Source organism: Microtetraspora sp. NBRC 13810, assembly GCF_030268685.1.
Classification (GTDB): domain Bacteria; phylum Actinomycetota; class Actinomycetes; order Streptosporangiales; family Streptosporangiaceae; genus BSRQ01.
In genome coordinates this window covers 39,771-63,076 of record NZ_BSRQ01000021.1, presented here as the reverse complement: position 1 = coordinate 63,076, position 23,306 = coordinate 39,771, and the positions used below count along the sequence as shown (strand labels likewise).

Annotated in this window: 25 protein-coding genes; 18 read left to right on the top strand and 7 right to left on the bottom strand. The window is 71.3% G+C overall.

Translation table 11 applies throughout. The features are described from left to right. Window positions 1–143 precede the first annotated feature (143 nt). Together QSK26_RS32590 and QSK26_RS32585 are read left to right on the top strand one after the other, a co-directional pair. Window positions 144–1,388, top strand: a complete 1,245-nt coding sequence (locus tag QSK26_RS32590) for an MFS transporter (RefSeq protein WP_285779152.1) — start codon at window positions 144–146, stop codon at window positions 1,386–1,388. Further along, window positions 1,388–1,768 (top strand): MerR family DNA-binding transcriptional regulator, encoded by a 381-nt coding sequence (locus QSK26_RS32585; RefSeq protein WP_285779151.1) that lies wholly within the window; start codon window positions 1,388–1,390, stop codon window positions 1,766–1,768. The genes QSK26_RS32590 and QSK26_RS32585 overlap by 1 nt, the downstream gene beginning before the upstream one ends. Here the strand turns inward: QSK26_RS32585 and QSK26_RS32580 are convergent. Next, entirely contained in the window at window positions 1,758–3,590 is a 1,833-nt protein-coding gene (locus tag QSK26_RS32580; protein ID WP_285779150.1) for a multicopper oxidase family protein, read from the bottom strand. The genes QSK26_RS32585 and QSK26_RS32580 overlap by 11 nt on opposite strands. Before the next feature lie 266 nt (window positions 3,591–3,856). Here QSK26_RS32580 and QSK26_RS32575 point away from each other — a divergent pair, with 266 nt between their 5' ends. Together QSK26_RS32575 and QSK26_RS32570 are read left to right on the top strand one after the other, a co-directional pair. Further along, window positions 3,857–4,816 (top strand): DUF72 domain-containing protein, encoded by a 960-nt coding sequence (locus tag QSK26_RS32575; protein WP_285779149.1) that lies wholly within the window; start codon window positions 3,857–3,859, stop codon window positions 4,814–4,816. A gap of 7 nt (window positions 4,817–4,823) precedes the next feature. Continuing rightward, on the top strand, window positions 4,824–5,723 hold the full coding sequence (locus QSK26_RS32570) for a glycosyltransferase family 2 protein (protein WP_285779148.1): 900 nt from the start codon (window positions 4,824–4,826) through the stop codon (window positions 5,721–5,723). A gap of 43 nt (window positions 5,724–5,766) precedes the next feature. Here the strand turns inward: QSK26_RS32570 and QSK26_RS32565 are convergent, their stop codons facing one another. Beyond that, window positions 5,767–5,931 carry a hypothetical protein gene (locus QSK26_RS32565; RefSeq protein ID WP_285779147.1) on the bottom strand — a complete coding sequence of 55 codons (165 nt, stop codon included), beginning with the start codon at window positions 5,929–5,931 and terminating at the stop codon, window positions 5,767–5,769. On the opposite strand from QSK26_RS32565, the gene lexA reads away from it, so the two are divergent. Further along, the gene (gene lexA / locus QSK26_RS32560; protein ID WP_502888773.1) at window positions 5,930–6,598 is read left to right on the top strand and encodes a transcriptional repressor LexA; all 669 of its coding nucleotides are present in this window, start codon (window positions 5,930–5,932) and stop codon (window positions 6,596–6,598) included. The two genes, QSK26_RS32565 and lexA, sit on opposite strands and share 2 nt — an antisense overlap. Window positions 6,599–6,670: 72 nt before the next feature. Here lexA and QSK26_RS32555 read toward each other — a convergent pair whose 3' ends face one another. Further along, entirely contained in the window at window positions 6,671–7,885 is a 1,215-nt protein-coding gene (locus QSK26_RS32555) for an NAD(P)-binding domain-containing protein (protein ID WP_285779267.1), read from the bottom strand. A 35-nt stretch (window positions 7,886–7,920) separates the two neighbouring features. Then, window positions 7,921–8,469 carry an OsmC family protein gene (locus QSK26_RS32550; protein WP_285779145.1) on the bottom strand — a complete coding sequence of 183 codons (549 nt, stop codon included), beginning with the start codon at window positions 8,467–8,469 and terminating at the stop codon, window positions 7,921–7,923. Window positions 8,470–8,548: 79 nt separating this feature from the next. On the opposite strand from QSK26_RS32550, the gene metX reads away from it, so the two are divergent. From metX to QSK26_RS32530, 4 genes are all read left to right on the top strand, one after another. Beyond that, a complete protein-coding gene (gene metX, locus QSK26_RS32545; protein ID WP_285779144.1) occupies window positions 8,549–9,757 on the top strand; it encodes a homoserine O-acetyltransferase MetX in 1,209 nt (402 codons plus the stop codon). Between the two features lie 22 nt (window positions 9,758–9,779). Continuing rightward, on the top strand, window positions 9,780–11,117 hold the full coding sequence (locus QSK26_RS32540; RefSeq protein WP_285779143.1) for an O-acetylhomoserine aminocarboxypropyltransferase/cysteine synthase family protein: 1,338 nt from the start codon (window positions 9,780–9,782) through the stop codon (window positions 11,115–11,117). After that, window positions 11,114–11,596, top strand: coding sequence for a CoA-binding protein (locus QSK26_RS32535; RefSeq protein ID WP_285779142.1), 483 nt, complete (start codon window positions 11,114–11,116; stop codon window positions 11,594–11,596). Before QSK26_RS32540 ends, QSK26_RS32535 begins: the two co-directional genes overlap by 4 nt. An 85-nt stretch (window positions 11,597–11,681) precedes the next feature. Further along, on the top strand, window positions 11,682–12,482 hold the full coding sequence (locus QSK26_RS32530; protein ID WP_285779141.1) for a maleylpyruvate isomerase family mycothiol-dependent enzyme: 801 nt from the start codon (window positions 11,682–11,684) through the stop codon (window positions 12,480–12,482). Here QSK26_RS32530 and QSK26_RS32525 read toward each other — a convergent pair. Further along, window positions 12,460–12,723, bottom strand: coding sequence for a hypothetical protein (locus QSK26_RS32525; protein WP_285779140.1), 264 nt, complete (start codon window positions 12,721–12,723; stop codon window positions 12,460–12,462). The two genes, QSK26_RS32530 and QSK26_RS32525, sit on opposite strands and share 23 nt — an antisense overlap. Window positions 12,724–12,932: 209 nt before the next feature. Between QSK26_RS32525 and QSK26_RS32520 the strand changes: the two genes are divergently transcribed. The 3 genes from QSK26_RS32520 to QSK26_RS32510 all read left to right on the top strand — a co-directional run bounded on the left by QSK26_RS32520 (window position 12,933) and on the right by QSK26_RS32510 (window position 15,895). Further along, window positions 12,933–14,117, top strand: coding sequence for a sensor histidine kinase (locus QSK26_RS32520; protein ID WP_285779139.1), 1,185 nt, complete (start codon window positions 12,933–12,935; stop codon window positions 14,115–14,117). Further along, window positions 14,114–14,719: a response regulator transcription factor gene (locus QSK26_RS32515; protein WP_285779138.1), complete on the top strand. Its 606-nt coding sequence runs from the start codon at window positions 14,114–14,116 to the stop codon at window positions 14,717–14,719. Before QSK26_RS32520 ends, QSK26_RS32515 begins: the two co-directional genes overlap by 4 nt. A gap of 186 nt (window positions 14,720–14,905) precedes the next feature. After that, window positions 14,906–15,895, top strand: coding sequence for a CPBP family intramembrane glutamic endopeptidase (locus tag QSK26_RS32510; RefSeq protein ID WP_285779137.1), 990 nt, complete (start codon window positions 14,906–14,908; stop codon window positions 15,893–15,895). A gap of 35 nt (window positions 15,896–15,930) precedes the next feature. On the opposite strand, the gene QSK26_RS32505 is transcribed toward QSK26_RS32510, so the two are convergent. Beyond that, a complete protein-coding gene (locus QSK26_RS32505) occupies window positions 15,931–16,836 on the bottom strand; it encodes a LysR family transcriptional regulator (protein WP_285779136.1) in 906 nt (301 codons plus the stop codon). 129 nt (window positions 16,837–16,965) lie between these two features. Here QSK26_RS32505 and QSK26_RS32500 point away from each other — a divergent pair, with 129 nt between their 5' ends. Continuing rightward, the gene (locus QSK26_RS32500; protein ID WP_285779135.1) at window positions 16,966–18,267 is read left to right on the top strand and encodes an aspartate aminotransferase family protein; all 1,302 of its coding nucleotides are present in this window, start codon (window positions 16,966–16,968) and stop codon (window positions 18,265–18,267) included. Between the two features lie 30 nt (window positions 18,268–18,297). On the opposite strand, the gene QSK26_RS32495 is transcribed toward QSK26_RS32500, so the two are convergent. Then, window positions 18,298–18,897, bottom strand: a complete 600-nt coding sequence (locus tag QSK26_RS32495; RefSeq protein ID WP_285779134.1) for a peptide deformylase — start codon at window positions 18,895–18,897, stop codon at window positions 18,298–18,300. A gap of 327 nt (window positions 18,898–19,224) precedes the next feature. Here QSK26_RS32495 and QSK26_RS32490 point away from each other — a divergent pair, with 327 nt between their 5' ends. From QSK26_RS32490 to QSK26_RS32470, 5 genes are all read left to right on the top strand, one after another. Beyond that, window positions 19,225–19,872, top strand: a complete 648-nt coding sequence (locus tag QSK26_RS32490; RefSeq protein WP_285779133.1) for a hypothetical protein — start codon at window positions 19,225–19,227, stop codon at window positions 19,870–19,872. Window positions 19,873–20,014: 142 nt separating this feature from the next. Then, window positions 20,015–21,415: a PepSY-associated TM helix domain-containing protein gene (locus tag QSK26_RS32485; protein WP_285779132.1), complete on the top strand. Its 1,401-nt coding sequence runs from the start codon at window positions 20,015–20,017 to the stop codon at window positions 21,413–21,415. A gap of 142 nt (window positions 21,416–21,557) precedes the next feature. Then, window positions 21,558–22,133, top strand: coding sequence for a sigma-70 family RNA polymerase sigma factor (locus tag QSK26_RS32480; RefSeq protein WP_285779131.1), 576 nt, complete (start codon window positions 21,558–21,560; stop codon window positions 22,131–22,133). 85 nt (window positions 22,134–22,218) lie between these two features. Further along, window positions 22,219–22,515, top strand: coding sequence for a hypothetical protein (locus tag QSK26_RS32475; RefSeq protein WP_285779130.1), 297 nt, complete (start codon window positions 22,219–22,221; stop codon window positions 22,513–22,515). Window positions 22,516–22,517: 2 nt separating this feature from the next. Further along, on the top strand, window positions 22,518–23,297 hold the full coding sequence (locus QSK26_RS32470) for an ATP-grasp domain-containing protein (RefSeq protein WP_285779129.1): 780 nt from the start codon (window positions 22,518–22,520) through the stop codon (window positions 23,295–23,297). Window positions 23,298–23,306 lie beyond the last annotated feature (9 nt).

Genomic DNA, 23,306 nt, shown 5'->3' with positions numbered 1-23,306 from the left:
TTGTAATCATTTCGGGTGAATTTCAGCATAAAATGAGCTACCGATTGCGCTGGCGCCTCGGTGTGAATCGCGAGAGCCGCCGCCCCGTGTAGCTGGTCGTGGGCTTGACCTTGACGCTAACGTCAAGCTCCTAGCGTCGCGGCATGACTACGCACGGGACCCGGCCGGGTTCGAGGAGCGCGGGGGCGGCGAACGGTGCGCGTTCGTCCCTGCCGCCGTGGCTGCCGGCGCTCTTCCTCCTGGCATTCTCCTTCGGCACTGACGACCTGATCATCGCAGGCATCCTCCCGGACGTCTCCCGGGATCTTGATGTCTCGGTCGCGATGGGCGGCCAGCTCGTGACCGTGTTCGCGCTGACGTTCGCGCTGGGGGCGCCGGTCGCGGCCTTCCTGACCGCCCGGCTGCCCCGGCGGCGGGTGCTCATCGGGGCGGCTGCCGTGTTCGTCCTCGCCAACCTCGGGGCCGCCCTCGCCCCGGCGTACGGCCCACTGCTGGTGGCCCGGATCATCTCGGGGCTGGCCGCCGCGACCGCCGCCCCCGCGGCCTTCGCCATCGCGGCCACGGCCGCCCCCGAAGGCCGTCAGGGACGGTACCTCGCGATCGTGGGGGCCGGGCTGACCACCTCGCTGGTGGCAGGGGTGCCGGCCGGTACCTGGATCGGCGGGCAACTGGGCTGGCGGGCCACGATGATCTACGTCGCCGCCGTCGCCCTCGTGGCAGGAATCGGCCTGCTGCTGACCCTGCCGCCGCTGCCGGGCGGGGAGAGGGCCCGGCTCGGGGACCGCCTGGCGCCGCTACGCCGTCCGGCCACCGCCGCGGCGCTCCTGGCGATGATCCCCAGCGGCGCCGGCGGGATGATGTCCTACGTCTACATCACAGAGATCGTCGGCCGGATCGGCGGCATCCGGGGCTCCGCCGTCGCCCCGCTCATCGTCGCCGTCGGGCTGGCCGGGATCGTCGGCGCGTTCGTCGGCGGTCAACTGGTGGACGCGCTGGGCGCCCTCCGCGCGCTGATGGTCCTCATGTGCGGTGTGCTCGCCGCACCCCTTCTCATGGTCGTGCTGGGCGTCTCCGGAGGTCCCTACCCCGTCCCCGTCGTCGCGCTGGTTCTGGTGCTGTACGGCCTGGCGACCTGGGGAATCGCACCGGCGACACAGGCATGGCTGCTCGAACGAGGGAACGGCCCCGGCGCCGCGAACGAGCTGATCGCGCTGAACAACAGCGCCATGTTCCTCGGCTTCTCGCTCGCCGGCGGGATAGGCGGTCTGGTGCTGGAGACGAACGGCCCGCTGGCCGTACCGGCGGCAGCGGCGGGATGCGTGCTGGTTTCACTGGCGTTGTTCTGGGCGGGTTTCACATCCGAGCGGCGGAGGAGAGTGAGCAGGTGATGCGGATCGGCGAGGTGGCACGCCGCGCAGGGGTGTCCACGCGTGCTCTGCGCTACTACGAGGAGCAGGGCCTGATCTGTGCGGAGCGTGACCACAACGGCTACCGGATCTACGACAGCGACGCCGTCCTCCTCGTGCGCGACATCGCGCGCCTCCTGCACGCCGGACTCAGCTCGGAGGACGTGCTGCGGTTCGTCCCCTGCCTGGGTAAGGGGCACGCGGAGCCGCCGAAGGACTGCGTGGGCCTGATCCGGACCTTCTCCGAACGCCTCGGCGCGCTCGACGAACGCATCGCCGCTCTGACCGACGTGCGCGAACGCCTCGCAGCCGAGACCGACCGGCTGGCCAAGATGCTGGAGGGGCAGGTGGTCAGGAGATGATCTGCCAGGGGCGCATGATCTCGTTGTCCTCGTGTTCCAGCATGTGGCAGTGCTGGATGTAGGTGGCCGGGTTGCCGCTGTGGGTGCCCGGGATGCCGTCGATGGGCGGGGGCAGGTCGAACCGCAGGACGATCCGGGTGACCATTCCGGGATAGGCGATGATGGTGTCCTTCCAGCCTTCCTCCTCGGCGGCCGGTGGCAGCACCGGCCCCTTGAGGTAGCGGCCCAGGCCGGGCCTGGATTCCGGCGGGCGGCCTCTGGAGATCCAGTTCTGGTAGGCGGCGAGATAGGCGGGCGCGCCGAACCGCTGCCGGTTCAGCAGGTGGAACTGCACGAGGTGCACGTGCATGGGGTGACCGTCGCCCGAGGTGTTGATGTACTCCCAGATCTCGGTGGTGCCCTCCTTGGGGAAGTCCTCGACGGGGTCGTCGAAGAAACGCTGGTTGATCGCCAGGTGGGTGGACTTGCCGTGGGCGTCGCGGTTGGCGGTGATGACGAACTGCCGGTGGGCGAGCCCGGGCGTCGGTCGCAGCGGTGTGACGGGCCGCAGGGCCAGCCGGTCCGGCGGTGCGCTGCGGTCCGGGCCGGAGCGTGCTGTGCCGACCCTGAACTGCATGATCTCCGGCATGGGGACGTTCTTGCCGCCTTGCGGGAACGGGGTGGCGGCGTCGTTCATCATCGTGATCCGCGTGCCGGCCGGGGTGCCGGTGAGGTCGAGGATCACGTCCAGGCGGTTGGCCGGGGGGAGCAGGACGCTGGTCAGCCGCAGCGGTTCGGCGCGGAAGCCGCCGTCGGTGCCGATCAGCCAGAACGGCCGCCGCCTACCGCCGTCCTGGAACCACAGGTGGAAGAAGCGCTGGTTGGAGCCGTTGAGCAGGCGTAGCCGGTAGCGTCGCGGTTCCACGTCCAGGTACGGGTATGCCTTGCCGTTGACCACCGGGACGGCGGCGAAGAAGTTCGGGTTCCACTTGGGGTGGTAGGGCGTGGGGCCCTTGTCGGGATAGGACAGCGCGCCGCCGGGGGTGAGATTGCGATCCTGCAGGATCAGCGGCACCTCGAAGGCGCCGGCCGGCAGGGGCAGACCTTCCTCGAAGGCGTCGCGGATCAGGTAGAGGCCGGCCAGCCCGGCGTAGATGTTCAGCCGGGTGATGGCCATCGCGTGGTCGTGGTACCAGAGCATGGTGGCCTGCTGCCGGCTGGTGTAGGCGTAGACGACCTCGTCGGAGCGGGCGTTGCCGACGGTGGCGTAGGCGGGGCCGTGCAGGCCGTCGGGGGTGAACCACGCCTCGGGGTAGCCGTCGGACTGGGGCGCGTCGAAGCCGCCGTGCAGGTGGGGGACGACCCAGACGGCGGGCTCGGCGGGGAAGTTCTGCGGCATCCGGCCGCCGGGCGGATCGGGCGGGACGCCCGGCAGGTTGCGCCACAACGTGACGTCGACCGCCGACTGCAGCAGATGCGTGGTGGGCAGGTGGTTGCGATAGCGGACCACCACCGGGCGGTCCCGCCGGGCGACCAGGGTCGGCCCCAGGTAGCCGAGGCCGACCGGCCCGCCGTCACCCTCGGCCCAGAAACCCCATGCCTGCCCGGGCGGCAGGTCCCGGTGGAAACGCCAGGGGCGCTGCCGCATCGTCAGCTCGTAGTAGTCCGCTCCCGGGTAGGCGGCCGAGCGCCCAGGCGAGGGTATGGGCAGCATCGGCACCGGGTCGACCCATTTGGCCAGCCGTACCTCCCCGCCGGTGGGGACGGCGCGTCCCAGACCGGCGGCGGCCGCACCCGCGCCCGCCGCCAGAAGCGCGAACTCTCTCCTGGTCAGGTCCCTCATGACATAGCTCTCAGCCGATCTGCCCCTCCCGGGACAGACCTACCCAGCGAACCACCCATATGGACATACAGCACGTAATCGGTCGTCATGTTCTTCGGTGCCGGCGCGGTCACGCCGGCGCCCCCGGAACGGCGGACGCCCGACGGGGCCCGATTCCGGAAAGGACCCATCCGTGTCAGGTGGGCGGCGCGCGACGCTGCCCGCCGGGTGACCCGCGAGCACAGGACGGCGCGCGTCAGGCCTCCGGGCTCGGGTAGGGGGCCCACATGGGTTCCATCCTGGTAGGGACCTCTTCCTGGACCGACGGGACGCTGCTGCAGTCGGGCTGGTATCCGCACGGCGTCACCTCGCCGGAGGAAAGGCTCCGGTACTACGCCAGCCAATTTCCGCTGGTAGAGGTGGACTCCTCCTATTACGCGCCGCCGGGGGAGAGCACCGTCGCCCTGTGGCGTGATCGGACTCCCGCCGGTTTCACCTTCAACGTCAAGGCGTTCTCGCTGCTGACCCAGCATCCCACCCGGCCCGCCGCGCTGTACAAAGACCTGCGGGAACGCCTGGGGGAGTCGAAGAAGAACCTCTACCTCCGCGATGTCCCCGCGGACGTGGCCGAGCAGGTGTGGGATCGGTTCCTCGCCGCGCTGGCTCCGCTTCGCGAGGCGGGCAAGCTGGGTGCGCTGCTGTTCCAGTTCCCGCAGTGGTTTCCGATCGCGAGGCGCAACAAGCAGTACATCTTGGAATGCAGGGAGCGCTGCGCTCCCGTGCCGATCTGCGTGGAGTTCCGTAACCACACGTGGATGAGCAAGGAGAATCAGGCGGAGACGCTGGATTTCCTCAGATCGCACGAGGTGCCGTACGTCAGCGTGGACATGCCCCAGGGATACCCCACGTCGATCCCGCCCGTGCTCGCGGCAACCGCCGACCTGGCCGTGGTCCGCTTCCACGGCCATTCGGCGAAGTGGACCAGCAAGGACGTACACGAGCGGTTCGGCTACCTCTACGGCGAGGAGGAGCTCAGGCGGTGGGTGCCCGATCTCCGCCGCCTGGCAGAGGACGCCGACACGACCCACGTGCTGATGAACAACTGCTATCGCGATCACGCCCAGCTGAACGCCGCGCAACTCGCCCGCCTGCTGCCGATGCATCGAATCTTGCCGCGTGGCGGCACGAGTCATGACCCGGCCGGGGGAAGAGCCACTGGGCAGGCAAGCAGCGGAGAACGGTGGTGACGACCACATGACAGCGCCCTCCCCGGCCTCGGACGTCCGGGGCCTTCGTGACGCGCGGGTGACCGTCGTGGTGGTCACCCGTAACCGCCGGGAGGACCTGGCCCGGTCCCTGCCCCGCCATCGGGGCCCGGTCATCCTGATCGACAACGGTTCCACCGACGGCACCCCGGACTTCGTCCGCGAGTGCTTTCCGGACACGCGGGTCGTGGCCCTGCGGGTCAACCTGGGGGCGCCCGCGCGCAACATCGGCGTGCGGATAGCGGACACGCCGTACGTCGCCTTCGCCGACGACGACTCCTGGTGGGCGCCGGGGGCGTTGGAGCGGGCCGCCGACGTGCTGGACGCCCATCCCCGCCTGGGCCTGCTGGCCGCGCGCGTGCTGGTCGGGGCCGACGAGCGGCTCGAACCGATGTGCGCCGCCATGGCCGCCTCCCCGCTGGAGGCCGAAGCCGGGCTGCCCGGTCCGAGCGTTCTCGGCTTCCTCGCGTGCGGCGCCGTGGTGCGGCGGGAGGCGTACCTCACCGCGGGCGGCTTCGACGACGTGGTCTTCTTCCACGGTGAGGAGGAGCGCCTCGCGCTGGATCTGGCGGCGGTGGGGTGGGGGATGGCCTACGTCGGTGACGTGGTCGCCCATCACCATCCGTCTCCGGCCAGGGATCACGACGCCAGGCGGGCGCTGGCCGTGCGGAACAGGGTGCTCACCGCGGTGCTGCGCCGCCCGTGGCCGGCGGTGGCGGGAGCCGTACTCGCGGCCGTGCGGTCCGGTCCCGAGGGGTGGCGCGGTCTGTACGGCACGCTGCCCCGGCTGCCGCGCGCTCTGGCCCGCCGGCGTTCGCTGCCCCCGGCCGTGGAGCGGGCCCACAGGTCACTGGAGGTCACCGGAGACGGGCTGTCCACCGCGGAGTGACCCGCGCAGGCGCTGCCGGAGCGGGGGGTAGCGACGGCCTCGATCAGGCCGGCTGGGGGACGGCGAAGAGGCGCAGGAAGGTGTCCAGCAGTTCGCGGCGCCCGGACAGTTCGACCAAACCGCACTTGGCCGCCTGTATGAGCTCCCGGTAGGAGGCCGGCGGAGATGGGAGCGGAGGCTCCCGCCGGGAGGCGCCGGGCTCTAGCATTTCGCACGTGACCGCCTACGACGACCCTGACGCGTTCGAGTACCTGGACTCCTCGGCCCTGCCGCAGCGCCAGCAGCGGATCCTGGCCACGATCCGGGACTGGGTGGTCAGATACGGGTACCCGCCGAGCACCCGCGAGATCGGCCACGCGGTCGGGCTGCGGTCGTCCTCGTCCGTGTCGAAGCATCTGAAGAGCCTGGAGGACAAGGGGTTCCTCCGCCGCGGCCCGGCGATGACCCGGCCGATCGACGTACGTCTCTTCCTGCGATCTTCGGCGCCGGGGCCGGCCGGCGACCTGGTGACCGTGCCCGTGGTCGGAGACATCGCCGCGGGCACTCCCATCCCCGCCGAACAGCACCTGGACGACACGCTGACCCTGCCCCGCGACCTCACCGGGCGTGGCCACGTGTTCGGCCTCCGCGTGCGGGGGGACTCGATGATCGACGCCGCGATCTGCGACGGTGACATCGTCGTGGTACGGCAGCAGCCCGAGGCGCACTCGGGCCAGATCGTCGCCGCGATGATCGACGGTGAGGCCACCGTCAAGGTGTACCGCCGACGCGACGGCCGCGTCCATCTCGAACCGCGCAATCCCGCCTACGACGTCATCGACGGCGACGACGCGGTGGTGCTGGGCATCGTGGTCTCGGTCCTCCGCAGTGTCTGAGCGCTCCCGGTCCACACGGCCGACGGAACGTGGTGTGGTGACGTCCTCCTCCGTACGGGGCTCTGGCCGGATTCACCCGCGCAGGGCCAGGTACCGCGCGAGGTGGTCGACCACCTCCCGCGCGTCGGCCTCGATACCGTGAATGAACGTGGACTTGCGCCGCCGCAGCACCGGCAGCCCCAGCGCGTAGAGTCCCGGGCTGTCGAGCACGCCGCCCTCGTGACGCAGCAGGCCCTTCGCGTCGACCACGGGCACGTCGAGCCACCCGTAGTCAGGCCGGAAACCCGTGGCCCACACGATCGTACGGATCTCGCCGCTTCGCAGGTCGAGCTGCAACCGCGTCGACTCGGGCACCCGGGTCGGCGCGAAGCGCTCGGGTGAGCCGACCTCGGCGTCACGGCCGTGCGTCCGAGCCCATGCGTCGAACGTGTCCAGCAGGCGCTCCATCTTGAGGTCCGCGAGCGAGAACACGTTGCGCAGGCCGCCGGAGAACAGCGCGCGGCCGTCACGTACGGCCGCCCAGCGACCCACCAGTTCGACACCCGTCGAGGCGAGCGCGTTGAGGTCGAGCGTCATCCGCTCCGGAGTCCCGACGAGCTGGGGCGAGGGGAGCCGCCGGGCCCGCGCGAGGTCGTCGATCTCGTCGAACCGCTGGTCCCACACGCCGGAGGCGTTCATCCACCACAGCACATCGCGTCCGCGGTACGTGCGCGGCACCCGCACGTGCTCCCCCACCGAGAGGGTCACCGGCCGGCCCGACCGCCGCAGCTCCGCCGCCAGCTGCACGCCGGTCGCCGACGCGCCCACGACGAGCACGCCGCCGTCGGGGAGCTGGGCGGGGCCGCGGTAGTCGAACGGCGTGAGCTGCTCGACGGATGCCGGCACCGCGTCGTTGAACCGCGGCACCGTCGGCCGGTTGCAGGCGCCACTCGCGATGACCACCGCCCGGCAGCGGATCTCGCCGTCGCTCGTCGTCACCTGGTATCCGCCGTCGACCCGTCGCAGGGATGTGACGTCCGTGCCGGTCCGGACGGGAGCACGCGAGACCTTGGCGAAGCGCTCGATGAACTCGACCACTTCCCCCACCGTCATGTAGCCGTCGGGATCCGGGCCTTCGTAGCGAAGACCCGGAAGACGGCTCTGCCAGTTGGGAGTGAGCAGCCGGAAGGAGTCCCAGCGTTCGCGCCGCCACGAGTTCGCCACCTCGCCGCGCTCAAGCACGACGTGATCGATCGACCGTTCGCCGAGGAAGTGGCTCGCGGCGAGGCCCGCGTGCCCCGCGCCGATGACGACTGTCGCGAGGTTCTCGATGGCTCGGCCCCTCAGGCGACTTCGACGGTGACGTCCGTCGGGTTCGTGAGAGCGTCGAACACGGCGGAGCGCTTCTGCGACTGGGCCACCAGAGCCTCGATGTCCTGCTTCGACGCGTCCGCGTCGATGTTGAACGTCACCTTGATGTCATTGAAGCCGTTGCGGACGTCGCCGTCGACACCGAGGATCCCGCGGATGTCGTGCTTGCCCTCGAGCGTCGCCTCGACCGAGCGCAACTGGATGCCGCGATTCTGCGCGACGGACGCCACGCCCGCCGTCAGGCAGCTCGCCAGGCCGACGAGGAGGTACTCGATCGGCGTGATGCCGTTGTCCTCCGCCGCGAAGACCTCGGGGTGGTCGGCGTCGAACACCGCCTCGCTCTTGTGACTCTGCTCCTGCCCGAGACCGAAGAACTCCTTGACCGTCGTCGTGCTGTGGACGCCGTTCTGCCATCTGGAGGTCGCCCGCCAGACGAACTGGGCGGCCTCGGGCGCGCCCTTCAGCACTTCGCGTGCGTCGAGCAGTGCCTGGACGTTCACTCCGTTGGCGACCGTGGTCATGTCCGCTCCTTCGCCTGCTTCCCATATTCCCGGTAGGGAAGCTTGACAATACACCGGCCGGGGCGGGCACCATAGCCCCATGTCGCAGTCACCCCCGCCACTCGTCGCCGGTTCGGTCGGCACGGTGGAGACGCGGTATCTCGACCTGCCGCAGCCGGTACGGCTCGACTGCGGGCGGCGGCTGCATCCGGTTCGGGTGGCGTACGAGACCTACGGTGCCCTCTCGCCCGAGCGCGACAACGTCATCCTGGTGTGCCATGCGCTCAGCGGCGACGCCCATGCGGCGGGCTTCGCGAAGGCGCCGCCCGAGGAGAGCACGCGTGACGGGTTCGGATCGGAGGATCGCGACGGCTCGGCCCGCAAGGGGCTCGGCTGGTGGGACGGGATGATCGGCCCCGGCAAGGCGTTCGACACCGACCGCTTCTTCGTCGTCTCCACGAACCTGCTCGGCGGCTGCCGCGGGACGACCGGGCCGTCGTCGACCGATCCGGCGACGGGCAGGCCGTACGGGCCGGACTTCCCCGTGATCACCGTCGCGGACATGGTGCGGACCGAGCGCGCGTTGCTGGACGCACTGGGCATCGAGCGGCTCGCGGCGGTGGCCGGGGGTTCGCTCGGCGGGATGCAGGCGCTCGAATGGGCGATCCAGTTCCCTGATCAGGTCGACGCCGTCGTGTCGATCGCCAGCACCCACGCCCTCCATCCCCAGGGGGTGGCCTGGAACGCGATCGCGCGTGACGCGATCATGCGCGACCCGGCCTGGCAGGGCGGCCGCTACCACGGCACCGGCCGCGCGCCCGATGCCGGCATGGGGGTGGCGCGCATGGTCGGCCACGTCACGTACCTGTCCGCGCCCGCGCTGAACGAGAAGTTCGGCCGGCGGCTGCAGTTCGCCGACGACATCCGCTACACGATCGACGAGCCGGAGTTCGAGGTGGAGAGCTACCTGCGCCACCAAGCCGACTCGTTCGTCAGGCGCTTCGACGCCAACACCTACCTCTACACCTCGCGCGCGCTGACGTATTTCGATCTCGCGCGGCAGCACGGCGGCGGGTCGCTCACGCGCGCGCTGGAAGGCGTCTCCGCACGGACGCTGCTGATGGCGTTCAGTTCCGACTGGCTGTACCCGCCGTCCGCGTCGAGGGAGATCGAGGAGGCGCTTCGCGCCCTCGGCAAGCCGGTCGAGTTCCATGTGATCGAGGCGATGTACGGCCACGACTGCTTCTTACTGGAGGAAGCGCGGCAGACGCCCATCATCCGCCGGTTCCTGGCCCAGGGCGGGCCCTGATGACATCGAGGAAGAGACCTTCGTGACCGACCAGCCTTCCCCTGCCGAACAAGCCCGCGCGTTCGGGTTCGAGACGCGGCAACTGCACGCCGGGCAGCGGCCCGACCCGAACACGGGCGCGCGTGCGGTGCCGATCTTCCAGACGACCAGCTACGTGTTCGAGGACGCGGAGTCCGCGGCGGCGTACTTCAACCTGCAGGAGTACGGGAACACCTACTCGCGGATCATGAACCCGACCGTCGCGGTGTTCGAGGAACGGGTGGCGAACCTCGAAGGCGGCGCCGGCGCGGTCGCCTTCGCCAGCGGGATCGCCGCGCAGGCGGCCGCGCTCTTCACGCTGCTGCAGCCGGGCGACCACGTCGTCTCCTCCTCGGCGCTCTACGGCGGGACGGTGAACCAGCTCAAGCACCTGCTGCGCAAAATGAGCGTGGAACTGACCTGGGTGGATCCCGACGATCCGGACGCGTGGCGGCAGGCGGTCCGCCCGAACACCAAGGCGTTCTTCGGCGAGACGATCGGCAACCCCGCCGGGAACGTGCTGGACATCGAAGTCGTGGCGGCCATCGCGCACGAGCACGGGCTGCCCCTGATCGTGGACAACACGTTCGCGACGCCGTACCTGTGCCGCCCGATCGAGTGGGGCGCCGACATCGTGGTCCACTCGGCCACCAAGTTCATCGGCGGCCACGGCACCAGCATCGGCGGCGTCGTCGTCGAGGCCGGCACGTTCGACTGGTCCAACGGGCGGTTCCCCGTGGTCGCGGATCCGTCGCCGGCCTACCACGGCCTGCGCTTCCACGAGACGTTCGGCACGTACGGCTATCTGATGAAGCTCCGGGCCGAAACCCTGCGCGACCTCGGCGGCGCCCTCGCGCCGCTCAACGCCTTCCTGTTCCTGCAGGGGCTCGAAACGCTGTCGCTGCGGATGGAACGCCACGTCGAGAACGCGCGGGCGGTCGCCGCGTTCCTGGAGTCGCATGCGCTGGCGTCGAACGTGACCTACCCCGGCCTGCCCGGGAGCAGGTACCGGCCGCTCGTGGAGAAGTACCTGCCGAGCGGCCCCGGCGCGGTGTTCTCCTTCGACTGCGCCGGTGGCCGGACCGGCGGGCAGGGCCTCATCGGCGGCGTGACGCTCTGGTCCCACCTGGCGAACGTCGGCGACGCGAAAAGCCTGATCATCCACCCCGCCAGCACGACCCATCGGCAGCTCGGCGACGACGAACTGCGGGCCGCCGGCGTCGGGCCGGGAACGGTGCGGCTGTCGGTCGGCACCGAGTCCGTCGAGGATCTGATCTGGGACCTGGAGCAGGGGTTCGCCCGCGTCGCCGCGACCTTGGGAAGGGAAGTGGAAACGGTATGACCGATCTCGCGCGTTACCAGGACCCGTCGACGATTCAGCGCGTGCTCCACACCGCCAGGACGATCGCGGTCGTGGGCCTGTCCAACAACGAGCTACGGGCCAGCTACTTCGTCGGCTACTACCTCAAGCGGCACGGCTACCGGGTGATCCCGGTGAATCCCCGCGAGCCGGAGATCCTCGGCGAGACCAGTTACCGGAGCCTGCTGGACGTGCCCGTGCCGGTGGACGTGGTGAACGTCTTCCGCGCGCCGGACGCGCTGCCGGGGATCGCGCGGGAGGCCGTGGCGATCCACGCCGGCGTGCTCTGGTGCCAGTTCGGCGTGATCAACGAGGAGGGCGCCCGAATCGCCGAGGACGGCGGCGTGACAGTGGTCAAGGACCGCTGCCTCAAGATCGAGCACGCCCGTTATGCGGGCCGGATGCACTGGCTCGGCTTCAACACCCAGCGCATCACGTCTGTTCGCGCCGGTCTCCAGTAGCGGGGACCTGCTGCCACGGGTGGGGCGGACGGACGAGTTCGGCGATCGGGGCTCGGCGGGCGGCGGCACGGCGCAGAATGAGATCATGGATTACGTTCCGCACTTCCGGCGTGAGGTCCAGGCGTTCGAGGCCGCGGCGCGGCGGGCCGCGGCCGGCGGGGGAGCGCCGCCGGTGCCGTCCTGTCCCGGCTGGTCGGTGGCCGATCTGACCGGGCATCTGGCCTGGGTGCACCGGTACGTGATCCACGTCGTCGGGGAACGCCTCGCGGAGCGGCCGGAAGAGACGGATCCCGGCCATCTCCGGTTGCCCGCCGACATCACGGGCTGGCCGCTCCCGGAACGGGCGCCGAACCGCGGGCCGATCCCGGAGGGCCTGATCGCCTGGTTCGCGGAGGGGGCCGCCGCCCTCGCGTCGCTGTTCGCGAGCCGGGACCCCGGGGAGCGGGTGTGGACCTGGTCCCGGGAGCAGACCACCGGGTTCTGGGTGCGGATGCAGACCATCGAGGCGGCCCTGCACCGCTGGGACGCCGAGAACGCGCTCGGCGCCGCCCAGCCGGTCCAGGCGGAGCTAGCGGTGGACGCCGTGGCGCAGAACTTCGAGGTCATGGCTCCGGCCCGGCGCGCCAGGACACAGGCGCCGCCCGGGACGGGGGAACGCTACCGGTTCCGGCGCACCGACGGCCCGGGCGACTGGACGGTGTGCTTCACCGCAGACGACGTACGGCTGGACGCGGGCGGCGGCGCGCCCGGTGACGTCGAGCTGGCCGGGACGGCGTCGGACCTGATGCTGTTCCTGTGGGGACGGCTCCCCGCCGACCGGCTCGACGCGGTCCACGGCGACGAGACGGTGCTCGGTCGCTACTTCACCCTCGTGCCGCCCGGGTGAGGGACGTCCTGCCGCGCACGACCTGGACGGTCTTCGAGGTCGTGATCGGCGCGAGCGAGCTGTCGTCGGTGTAGGCGCGCATCGACTCATTCGTCACCGACACGGTCACCGAGCCACGGTTCAGCGCGGTGAGCGTCCGGGTCTGCGGGTCGAGGATCGCGACCCTGCCCTTGCGGCGGGCCAGCGTCGACGGCCGCCTTCCCGCTGCCAGTGGCGTTATATGCCGATGGTTCAAGACCATCGATTTCATGGGTACCTCGGGTCAGGAGATAACACGGAGGCAACGCCCCCGCCTACGCCCGGTTCGATCAAGGGCGGCACCATTACAGTGATCGTCCAAGAAGCGTCCGATGCGAACCGCGCCCGTGCGACCTCCGGGCGCGGTTCGCGCGTCTCCCCGGTGTGCCGACCCGGACGAAGCCGCAGGTCGTTGATGGCAGACTGAGGCTTATGGGGGATGGGCCGGCGGTCAGCGCGCGACGGTTCGAGACCTACGTGCGCTGGTCCACATACGGCGCCGTCTCGACCCCGATCGGCACCCTCCTCACCGGACTGACAGGCGCCGACCGGCTCGTCGGAACGCATCCCGTCGTGTTCCTCGTGGCCGTCGTGCTCACGCTCGCCCTCGTCACCGGGAACATCCTCGTCAGCCGGTGGAGCTTCGACGTCCTCGCCGGCCGCGCCCGGCGGCTCGCGGCCGGCGGTGTCATCGCCTGGGGGCTCGCCCTCGTGGCGCTCGTCGCCGTGACCCTCACGACTCCGGTCCCCGCGATGGCCGTGACGGCCGCGGCGGCGATCGGGTCGGTCGCCGCGAGCTTCGTGCCCGTGCTCGACGCGCGACGGACGCTCCGGCTCAACGCGGCGATACTCGTCCTGGCCGTCCCGCTCGCGGCCGTCTCGGACATCCCGCTCGTCGTCGTCGGGGTGGCGGTGATCAGCGTCATCCTGTGGGCCGGCTGGTCGAGCGCGTGGCTGCTGCGGGTCCTGCGCGAGTTGCAGAGAGCGCACGAGGATCGCGCCGCCCTCACGCTCGCGAACGAACGCCTGCGCATCTCGCGCGACCTCCATGACGTGTTCGGCCGCACCCTCGCGGCGATCGCGGTCAAGAGCGAACTCGCGTCGGAGCTCGTGCGCCGCGGCGGCGACGAGCAGGCGGCCGAAGAGATCACCGGCGTCCGGCGGCTCGCCGAGGAGGCGGGGAACGAGGTCCGTCGCGTCGTGCGCGGCGAGCTCCGCGCGAACTGGGAGGGCGAGGTGTCGGGCGCGCGTTCGCTGCTCGGCTCCGCGGGCATCCGCTGCACGGTGACCGGTGACCCCGTGCCCGAGGAATGCGCCGAGGCGCTCGCGTGGGTCGTCCGCGAGGGCGTCACGAACGTGCTGCGACACTCGGCGGCGACGCAGGTCACGCTCGCGACGACGAACGAGGACGGGGAGGTTCTCCTCACGATCGCGAATGACGGCGCCGACCCCGTCCGCCTCGTGCCGACCGGCGCGGCGTCCCCCGACGCCGGCACGGGACTGCGCGCGATGTCCGAGAGGATCCGGGCGCTCGGCGGGCACATCACGACGCGCCGCGACGGAGACTGGTTCCTGCTCCAGGCCACGATCCCGCTTCCGGAGGGAGACCGCGCATGATCCGCATCCTCGTCGCCGACGACGAACATCTCATCCGCGACGCCGTCGCCGGACTGCTCGACCTCCAGGACGACTTCGAGGTCGTCGGGCAGGCGGCGTCGGGTGACGAGGCGATCGCGACGGCCCTCAGAGTACGTCCGGACGTGGCCCTGCTCGACCTGCAGATGCCCGGGCCCGACGGCATCGAGGTGGCCCGACGGCTCGCGGCCGAGCTGCCGGACTGCCGCTGCGTCATCGTGACTTCGCACGGTCGTCCCGGCTATCTGAAGTCGGCACTCGCCGCGGGCGTGCGCGGCTTTCTGCCGAAGACCGTCTCCTCCGGCACCCTCGCACACGTCGTGCGCAAGGTCGCGAGTGGCGGCCGGCACGTCGACCCCGAGCTCGCGGCCGAGGCGATCGGCGCGGGCGACTCTCCGCTCACTCCGCGTGAGACCGATGTTCTCGCCCTCGCGCGCGACGGCGCGCCCGTAGACGAGATCGCGCAACGTGTCTCGCTCTCCCGCGGGACCGTGCGGAACTACCTCGCGGCCGCCATCGCGAAGCTCGGCGCCGCGAACCGGCACGAGGCCGCGCACATCGCCGCCAAGCACGGCTGGATCTGACCGAGGCCGCACGGCCGCCGAGCACGGCTGGACCTGAGCGACGCCGCACCCTGCGACGCCGTGTGCGGGTGCGCGCGTCGGGCCGCCGCTCATATGGCAAATGTCATGCCCATGCCGGGCAGATCGCATACGAACTCGTGACCGACGGCACTGCTGCCGCGACGGGCGCCGCAGGAGGGTGGAACCATGTACTCCGACTCCCCGGCCCTTCCCCCGGACACCGCGCCGAGCGACCCCCACGACCCGTCACAGCACCGGCGCGGCCCGCGGCCGATCCCGCCGGGCGTGCCCTACCACGGCGTGCTGGCCGGTGAGAAGCGCCGTGTCGGACGCGGCATTCTGGCGCTCGCGCTGCTCCTCGTCGGCCTGTTCGGCTTCGGCGGTGTCCTCGGCGTCCTCGGCTCCACCATCGACCAGGCGCAGGGCAGGGTCAACCCGATCGCGGGCGGTACGGAGTTCACGCCGATCTTCCACGCCGCGAACCTCGTCGCGATCGCGCTGATGATCCCATGGAGCATGTTCATCCAGCGCGGGCTGTACGGGGTGCGGGGAGCGTCGCTGCACTCCGTGCTGTCCGTGTTCCGGCCCGCGGTGTTCGGTCGCGCGGTGCTGACGCTCGTGCCGATCTGGGTGCTCTACATGACCGTCTTCTTCCTCCTCGCACCGTACACGGAAGGATCGTGGCGGTTCTCCGACCTGATCGCCGTGTTCGTCGTCACGCTCCTGCTGACCCCTCTGCAGTCGGCGGGCGAGGAGTACGGCTACCGCGGACTGGCGTTCCGGGTGGCCGCGAGCTGGGGCCGTGGCCCCCGGACGGCGCTGGTCCTCGGCCTGGCCGTGTCGAGCGTCCTGTTCGCGGCCATCCACGTGTCCACCGACCCGTGGCTGAACGTCTACTACCTCACCCTCGGCGTCACCTTCGGCCTGATCACGTGGCGGACGGGCGGTCTTGAGACGTCGGTCGTCATCCACGCGGCCAACAACGCGCTCGCGTACCTCCTGGTGATCGTCACGCACGCGGACCCCCTCGCCGGCTCCGATCGCTCGGCGGGGACCGGATCGATCGTGATGCTCCTTCCCTGCGCGCTGCTTGCCGCGATCACCGCCGTCATCTGGGCGCGCACGCGACGGACCGGTCCACCCCTGACGCCGCAGGACGGTCCGTCCCCCCGCTGACCGGCGGCACGGAAGAGCGGGAGTACGGGTCCGTGCTACGCGGGCTCTCCCCTGCGGGCGCTGTCGTGAAGCTGTGCCACCGCGCGGGCGATGAGGTCGCCGCGGCGCCGGTCCTGGCGGGCGTGGACGACGATGCGCCGCGAGACGGTGGGGCGGACCACGGGCCTGGCGACGACTCCGCCGGGGAGTTCCGCGACGGCCAGGCGCGGCAGGAGGGTGACGCCGATGCCCGTCTCCACCAGCCGCAGCGCCGCCCGATGATCGTCCAGGCGGGCGGCGTAGCGCGGCGTGAATCCGGCGGCGCTGCAGGCGGTCACGATGATCTGCCCGATCGGGCTGTCGTAGATGTCGTGATCTATCCAGGGCTCGTCTTCGAGGTCCCGGAGAGCGAGCTCGCGGGCATCGGCGAGGGGATGGGCACCGGGGAGCACGGCGACGAGTTCCTCGACGATGAGTTCGTGACGCCGGTAGCCGTCGAGGTGTACTCCGGCTCCGCCGGCGGGCTCGGTCCGGATGTCGAGATCCGGTCGCCGGCGTCCGCGCCCGTCGACGGGTTCGTTGAGGCTGATCTCGACGGTGAGGTTCGGCTGGTGTTCGCGGACGGTCCGCACGACCTCCGGGATCCACCGCTCTGCCGCGGAGGCGAAGCAGGCGATCGCCAGGTGCTGCGCCTGGCCGCCCCGGAGGTCTGCGACGACGCGTTCAAGGCGCCCGAAGTCGGCGAGGAGCGACTGAGCTTGATCCGCCAGGTGCCGCGCGGCGTCGGTGGGGCTGATTCCGCGTCCCTGCTTCTCGAAGAGGACCAGTCCGGTCTCCTTCGCCAGGGTGGTCATGTGCTGGCTGATCGTCGCGGGGGAGTAGCTGAGGTTCCGCGCCGCTTTGTTGATGGAGCCGGCTGCCAGGACCGCGCGCAGGATCGCGAGCCGTTGCGGGTTGAGCATGACGTCGATAGTAAGGCGATGCCGAATGATGAGTCGCATTTGTTTGCTTGTGACGAGTCTTGCCGTCGGACGAGGATGGCATCGAGCGGGACGTTCGACGTCGTCTCGGCACGGTGAGAGAGGTTGGCGATGGACACGACGTTCTGGGACGAGGCGGACCGCCTCCTGGTCCGTTACGGAGCCGGCTTCACCCCGCGGGTCATCGAACGCGCCTCCGGCGCGTATGTCTTCGATCGCCAGGGCACGCCGATTCTCGACTTCACCTCGGGGCAGATGAGCGCCATCCTCGGCCATGCGCACCCGGATATCGTGGCGACGGTCTCGTCCGCGGTCGGGTCCCTGGGCCACCTCTTCAGCGGCATGCTCAGCGCGCCCGTGCTGGAGCTCGCCCGCCGGCTCACCGCGACCCTGCCCCCGACGCTCGGCAAGATGTTGCTGCTCACCACGGGAGCCGAGGCGAACGAGGCCGCGATCAAGATGGCCAAGCTCTCCACCGGCCGTTTCGAGATCGTCTCCTTCGACCTCTCCTGGCACGGCATGACCCAGGGGGCCGCCGCCGCGACCTTCTCCGCCGGGCGGCGCGGCTACGGTCCTCCGGTGCCGGGAAACCTCGCGCTGCCCGCGCCGAACGCCTATCGTTCGCCGTTCCGATCCTCTGACGGGTCACACGACTGGGAGGCCGAGCTCGCCTACGGCTTCGCCCTGGTCGACCGGCAGTCCGCCGGGAGTCTCGCCGCCTGCCTCGTCGAGCCCATCCTGTCCTCAGGCGGGATCATCGACCTGCCGCCCGGGTATCTGCGCCGCCTCAGACAGATGTGTGACGAACGCGGGATGCTGCTCATCCTGGACGAGGCGCAGACCGGTCTCGGCCGCACCGGGACGATGTACGCGTTCGAGCGCGACGGGGTCGCCCCCGACATCCTGACGTTGTCGAAGACCCTGGGAGCCGGGTTGCCCGTGGCGGCCGTCGTCACGACCGCCGACATCGAACAGGTCTGCCACGACCGGGGTTTCCTCTTCTACACCACCCACGTGTCCGACCCCTTGGCGGCTGCCGTCGCGCTGACGGTCCTCGACGTCATCGACCGCGAGAACCTCACGGAGCGTGCCGCGACGCTGGGCGATCAGCTCACCGAACGACTGTCGGCGCTTCGCGACCACCACGAGGTCGTCGGTGACGTCCGCGGCCGTGGCCTGCTCCAAGGTGTCGAACTCGTCAAGGACAAGAAGAGCAGGGCGCCCGCCGACGCACTGGGCAAGGCGATCACCGCGGCCTGTCTCGAACGCGGCCTGCACCTGAACATCGTCCAGCTGCCCGGGATGGGCGGCATCTTCCGCATCGCCCCGCCCCTCACGATCACGGACGACGAGCTTCACACCGGCGTGGACATCCTTGAGGCGTCTCTCGAAGCCGTGCTCGCCGCCGGCTGAGGTGAATCGGCCTCCCGCGCCGGTCGCCGGTCACGGTGCCGGGCGGGGAGCCCAGAAGCGTTCGTAGTTGCCGGTGGTCGACAGCGAGCGCGGCTCGGCCCGGTCGAGGTACAGGACGCCGTTCAGGTGGTCGGTCTCGTGCTGGGCGATGTGCGCCGGCCAGCCGGACAGCTCCATCTCGTACGGTCGCCCGCCGCCGTCGAGGGCCGACAGCCGGACCCGGGCGTGCCGGGCGACCACGGCCGTGAACCCCTCGACGCTCAGGCACCCCTCGTAGAACGCCCGGTAGCCGGACCCGAGGGGGGTGGCGACGGGGTTGACGAGTTCGAGCGGCGGCTGGGGCACCCGCTCCCGCTCGGCGGCGATCTCCGGCGGCACCTCGGCGGTGTCCTCGATGACGGCCAGCGCCAGCGGGATGCCGACCTGCGGGGCGGCGAGCCCCACCCCGACGCCCGGCAGGTGCCGGAACATCGCGTCGAGCAGGTCGCGCAGCAGGCTGTCGGGGAGCTGGCCGTCGTACGGTTCGGCGGTGCGGCGCAGCACGGGGTCGCCTGCCTGGGTGACGGACCAGGGCCGGGGCGCCGCGAGCAGGGCGTGCACCTGCTCGACCAGCTTCTCTCCGCCGCTCATCGGGCGCCTCCCCGCGGACCCGGCCGGTCGCCGGGGGCGTACTCGTGGAACATGCGTCAAAGATCCTTCCTGCCGATGCTCGGCGAGCAGACGGTAGAGCACCCGGCCGGCGGAGCGCACCGGCCGTTCAACTCGATCCCTCCCGCCCGGCGTCCCGGATCGCCCGGACCGTCCGGATCATCGCATCTGGACGCAGGAAGCAATCTCCCTCATTATTGCGCGAGACGGTGTAGGAAGCCGTCGGCCCGCGGCGCTCGGCCGGACCCTCCGGCGACGTCGAACCGGGCCGGTGGACAGCCGTACCTCGTATGAAGGGAGCGTGAGACGGTGCGCGCGGTGAGTTCGGCGGCCGCGTCACCTCCCGGGCGCGTGGGCGAGGCCCGCGCCGGGGACGGCCGTCCGGTGCATGTCAGCCGTCCCGTCGTCCGCGCGATGCGGGCCACCGTGTTCGCGGTGGTGTGCGTCCTGCTGTCGGCGGTGTTGCACGCGATGGTGGCGGGCGGTCCCGTGCATCCGGTGGTGCTGGCCGGGGCGGCGGTGCCGACATGGGCGCTGGCGTTCGCGCTCGGCGGCCGGCAGCGCGGCCGGGTCACCCTGCTCGCCGCCTGTTTCGCCGTCCAGTACGGCCTGCATTTCCTGTTCGCCTCCAGCGAGGGCGTCCTCCAGGATCCGCTGCTCGGCGGTTCCCACCAGCACGGCGGCGGCCTGGGGATGCTGCTGATCCACGTGGCCGTCGCGCTGTTGTCGAGCTGGTGGCTGGAACGCGGTGAGACCGCCCTGGCGACCATGCTGCATCTGGCCGTGACCCCCGTGCGCCGGCTGCTGGCCGCGCTGCTGCGCGTCCTGCTGGTACCGGTCGCCCACCTGAGCCCGGCCCGGCCGTCGATCTTCGGCGATCCGGCGCCGCTCACCTCACTCGTACTCGCGGCGGCGATCCGCCGCCGCGGTCCTCCGGTGGTCGTCTCCGCCATCTGAAACGGGTCCACAGGCCCGTTCCGTGGCCATTGCCGCAACCGGCATGGCCCGTGGCTCGCCCTGGCCGTGAACGGCCACGGCGTGATGCCCTTCCGCCGCGCACCAGCACTGTGCGCATTCGCGTGAACCGGAGAAACCCCTGATGACCACTGTCACCGACCTCGACGCGGAGTCCACCGGCTCCGCCGGACCTCCGCCGCCCCGGCGCGCCCACTGGGCCGTTCTGCGCCCGCTGCTGCTGCGCCTGCACTTCTACGCCGGAATCCTGATCGCGCCTTTCCTGCTCGTCGCCGCGTCCACCGGTACCCTGTACGCCGCGTCCTTCCAGATCGAGAAGGCGGTCTACCGGCACGAGGTGACCACCGTCGCCGGCGCCGCCAGGTTGCCGGTCTCCCAGCAGGTGGCCGCGGCCCGAGCCGCCCGTCCCGAGGGCTCGGTCTACGCTGTGCGGACCGGCGATCTGCCCGAGCAGACGACCCAGGTGCTCCTGGACGTCCCCGGCATGCCGGAGAGCACCCGGCTGGCCGTCTTCGTCGATCCCTACACCGCCCAGGTGCGTGGCGCGTTGCCGAGCTACGGCAGCTCGGGCGCGTTGCCGGTCCGTGCCTGGATCTCCGACCTGCACCGCCGCCTCCATCTCGGTGAGCCGGGCCGCCTCTACAGCGAACTGGCGGCGAGCTGGTTGTGGGTGGTGGCACTGGGCGGGCCGGCGCTGTGGCTGACCCGCCGGCGTCGCCGGGGGAGCCGGGCGCGCGGCCTGCTGATGCCCGAACGCGGCGCGAGGGGCCTGCGGCGCACGCTGTCCTGGCACGGCTCGGCCGGGCTGTGGCTGGCGCTGGGCCTGCTGTTCCTGTCGGCGACCGGTCTGACCTGGTCGAAGTACGCCGGGGAGAACGTCACGGAGCTGCGTGCCGCGCTTGACTGGTCCACGCCGTCCCTCTCCACCACAGCCGGCGAGCACGCCCAGCACACGACGACCGGCGCCCACGCCCACCTGGACACGGCGTCGGACGTGGGCGTGGACCGCGTGATCCAGGCGGCCGGGCAGCAGGGCCTGTCCGGCGCGCTGGAGGTGGGCTGGCCGGCCGAGCTCGGTGCCGCCTACGTGGTCAAGGAGATCGACACGCAGTGGCCGCAGCGGCTCGACCAGGTGGCGGTCGCCCCGGCCACGGGCCAGGTCACCGACGTGCTGCGGTTCGAGGACTACCACCTGGCGGCCAAGCTGGCCCGGTGGGGGATCGACGCCCATATGGGCGTGCTGTTCGGCCTGGCCAACCAGGTGGTCCTGGCCGTGGTCGGGCTCGGGCTGGTCTTCCTGGTGGTGTACGGCTACCGCATGTGGTGGCAGCGCCGTCCCGGCCGTGGGTTCGCCGCGCCGTACCCGCGGGGCGGCTGGCGGCGCGTGCACCGGGCCGTCCTCGTCGCGCTGATCGGCTGCGCCGTGGGGGTCGGTGTGTTCCTGCCCCTGTTCGGGATCTCACTGGCGGCTTTCCTGGTGCTCGACGTGATCCTCGGATTGCGCGCGCGAACCGCCGTGCGGTGAGCGGCGGTTCCCGCGCGCTGCGGGGCCGGGCACGTCCCCGGCTCCGCCGCGTCTGAGTGATCGTCGCGGCCCTACCGGGTGGAGTGCCTCCGCCCGGTCGCCGCCGTGCGCCCGCCGTCCAGTCACGCAAGGAGTGATCGAGATGAACCATGTCCGCAGCCGGCGCGACGCCGACGACCGGCACCTGACCTCCCTCGCCCTGGCCGCCCGCGACGGCGGCCCCGCCGAGGTCGAGGTCTTCGCCCGGGCGGTGTACGGGGACGTGCGCCGCTTCCTCGCCTACCTGACCGACATCCAGTCGGCGGACGATCTCACCCAGGAGACCTTCGTCCGGGTCCTGCGCAGCCTGCCCGGGTTCGCCGGGAAGTCGTCGGCCAGGGTGTGGCTGCTGTCCATCGCGCGCCGGGTGGTCGTCGACCGCTTCCGCGCTGCCCGGGCACGGCCGGTGGTGGCCGACGTGGCCGACTGGCAGGCGGCGGTGGAGCGATGTCAGCCGCGCGGCGTGCCCGGCTCCCAGGACGGGGTGGACCTGGCAGGACTGCTGGTCGAGGTACCACCTGAACGGCTCAGGGCCTTCGTCCTGACCCAGGTCATGGGCCTTCCCTACACCGAGGCCGCCGAAGTGCTCGGATGCCCGGTGGGCACCGTCCGCTCCAGGGTCGCCCGTGCCCGGCACCAGCTGTCGGCGTCCTGGCTCGCCGCCGAACGGGCCGCCTGACCATGAAGAGGCCGGCATGGTGGGATCACCCGGCGACGAACGGTCAGGAGGTCACCGGGGCTCAGCACGCGGTGCCCAGGGATGGGTGAGCACCCTGGTCTTCGGCCTGGCCATGATGGGGTACTCCCTTGGCCTGGTGCTCGTGCAGCCCCTGGTGGCACAGCGGGTGGAGCGGATGAGCTACGCGGCGGCGATGATGATCGGGTTCGGTTGCCTGGCGGCGGGGATGGTCGCCTTCGCCGGTGGGAACGGGGTCACGGTCGTGGCCGGGGTCGCCGCGCTCGGTGCCGGCAACGCGGTGCTGTTCCTCAAGAACGACCTCGAAGCGCTGGCGAGGTCGAGGCGGTCATCGAGGCGGTCTCGGCGATCGGCTACCCGGTGATCGTGAAGGACTCGGCGGGGACCTCCTCCCGGTCGGTCTGGCTGATCCGTGACGACGCCGAACTCGACCGGGCCGCCCGCCAGGTCGGAGACGCCACCCTGCTGGGCCGGCATCTCGTGGCCGAACCGTACTTCCCCGGCCCCGTCTACAGCGCCGAGACGGTCAGCTGGGAAGGGGTCACGAGACTCCTCGGGGTCGCCGTGCACCTCCACACCCCGGAACCGGTCCGGCGCGAGGAAGCCGTCGCCTTCCCGGTGGCCTTCCCACAGGCCGAGCTGAACTCTCTGGAGACCTGGATCGGCGAGGTTCTCGGCGCGGCCGGGTTCTCCTCGGGCCTCGCCCACACCGAGTTCGCCCACACGCCCGACGGCCCCGAGGTGGTGGAGATCAACGGGCGGATCGCCGGAGCGGTCATCGGGGAGATGATGTGCCGCGCCCTGCGGGTGAACGTGTACACGGCCGTCATCGACGCCGCCCTGGGCCGCTGGCCCCGGCTGCTGGATGCGCCGCTGGCCACCGGACGCGGTTACGGCATGACCTTCCTGCACCCGCCGGCCCCGGGCCGGCTCGCCGGCTGGCGCGGCCCCGAACGGCTGCCGCTCTTCCCCGGCTCGCCGGAGTTCTTCCCGACCGCCCGGGCCGGCGACCCGATCGTCCACCTCGCCGACCAGCGGGGCTGCACCGCCCTCGTGATGGCCGAGGGGGCCACCGCCGAACTCGGCCTGTACCACTCGCTGGCCGCCGCAGGCACCGTCACGCACGACATGCGCCCGCTGGACTGATCCCCGGAC

What these genes read in the sequence shown, in the direction of transcription:
- QSK26_RS32515 (WP_285779138.1), top strand. Translation starts at nt 14,114, where the DNA reads ATGATCCGCATCCTCGTCGCCGACGACGAACATCTCATCCGCGACGCC.
- QSK26_RS32585 (WP_285779151.1), top strand. Translation starts at nt 1,388, where the DNA reads ATGCGGATCGGCGAGGTGGCACGCCGCGCAGGGGTGTCCACGCGTGCT.
- QSK26_RS32480 (WP_285779131.1), top strand. Translation starts at nt 21,558, where the DNA reads ATGAACCATGTCCGCAGCCGGCGCGACGCCGACGACCGGCACCTGACC.
- QSK26_RS32530 (WP_285779141.1), top strand. Translation starts at nt 11,682, where the DNA reads ATGGATTACGTTCCGCACTTCCGGCGTGAGGTCCAGGCGTTCGAGGCC.
- QSK26_RS32565 (WP_285779147.1), bottom strand. Translation starts at nt 5,931, where the DNA reads ATGCTAGAGCCCGGCGCCTCCCGGCGGGAGCCTCCGCTCCCATCTCCG.
- QSK26_RS32575 (WP_285779149.1), top strand. Translation starts at nt 3,857, where the DNA reads ATGGGTTCCATCCTGGTAGGGACCTCTTCCTGGACCGACGGGACGCTG.
- QSK26_RS32485 (WP_285779132.1), top strand. Translation starts at nt 20,015, where the DNA reads ATGACCACTGTCACCGACCTCGACGCGGAGTCCACCGGCTCCGCCGGA.
- QSK26_RS32570 (WP_285779148.1), top strand. Translation starts at nt 4,824, where the DNA reads ATGACAGCGCCCTCCCCGGCCTCGGACGTCCGGGGCCTTCGTGACGCG.
- QSK26_RS32520 (WP_285779139.1), top strand. Translation starts at nt 12,933, where the DNA reads ATGGGGGATGGGCCGGCGGTCAGCGCGCGACGGTTCGAGACCTACGTG.
- QSK26_RS32495 (WP_285779134.1), bottom strand. Translation starts at nt 18,897, where the DNA reads ATGAGCGGCGGAGAGAAGCTGGTCGAGCAGGTGCACGCCCTGCTCGCG.
- QSK26_RS32550 (WP_285779145.1), bottom strand. Translation starts at nt 8,469, where the DNA reads ATGACCACGGTCGCCAACGGAGTGAACGTCCAGGCACTGCTCGACGCA.
- metX (WP_285779144.1), top strand. Translation starts at nt 8,549, where the DNA reads ATGTCGCAGTCACCCCCGCCACTCGTCGCCGGTTCGGTCGGCACGGTG.
- QSK26_RS32590 (WP_285779152.1), top strand. Translation starts at nt 144, where the DNA reads ATGACTACGCACGGGACCCGGCCGGGTTCGAGGAGCGCGGGGGCGGCG.
- QSK26_RS32580 (WP_285779150.1), bottom strand. Translation starts at nt 3,590, where the DNA reads ATGAGGGACCTGACCAGGAGAGAGTTCGCGCTTCTGGCGGCGGGCGCG.
- QSK26_RS32525 (WP_285779140.1), bottom strand. Translation starts at nt 12,723, where the DNA reads ATGGTCTTGAACCATCGGCATATAACGCCACTGGCAGCGGGAAGGCGG.
- QSK26_RS32510 (WP_285779137.1), top strand. Translation starts at nt 14,906, where the DNA reads ATGTACTCCGACTCCCCGGCCCTTCCCCCGGACACCGCGCCGAGCGAC.
- QSK26_RS32535 (WP_285779142.1), top strand. Translation starts at nt 11,114, where the DNA reads ATGACCGATCTCGCGCGTTACCAGGACCCGTCGACGATTCAGCGCGTG.
- QSK26_RS32505 (WP_285779136.1), bottom strand. Translation starts at nt 16,836, where the DNA reads ATGCTCAACCCGCAACGGCTCGCGATCCTGCGCGCGGTCCTGGCAGCC.
- QSK26_RS32500 (WP_285779135.1), top strand. Translation starts at nt 16,966, where the DNA reads ATGGACACGACGTTCTGGGACGAGGCGGACCGCCTCCTGGTCCGTTAC.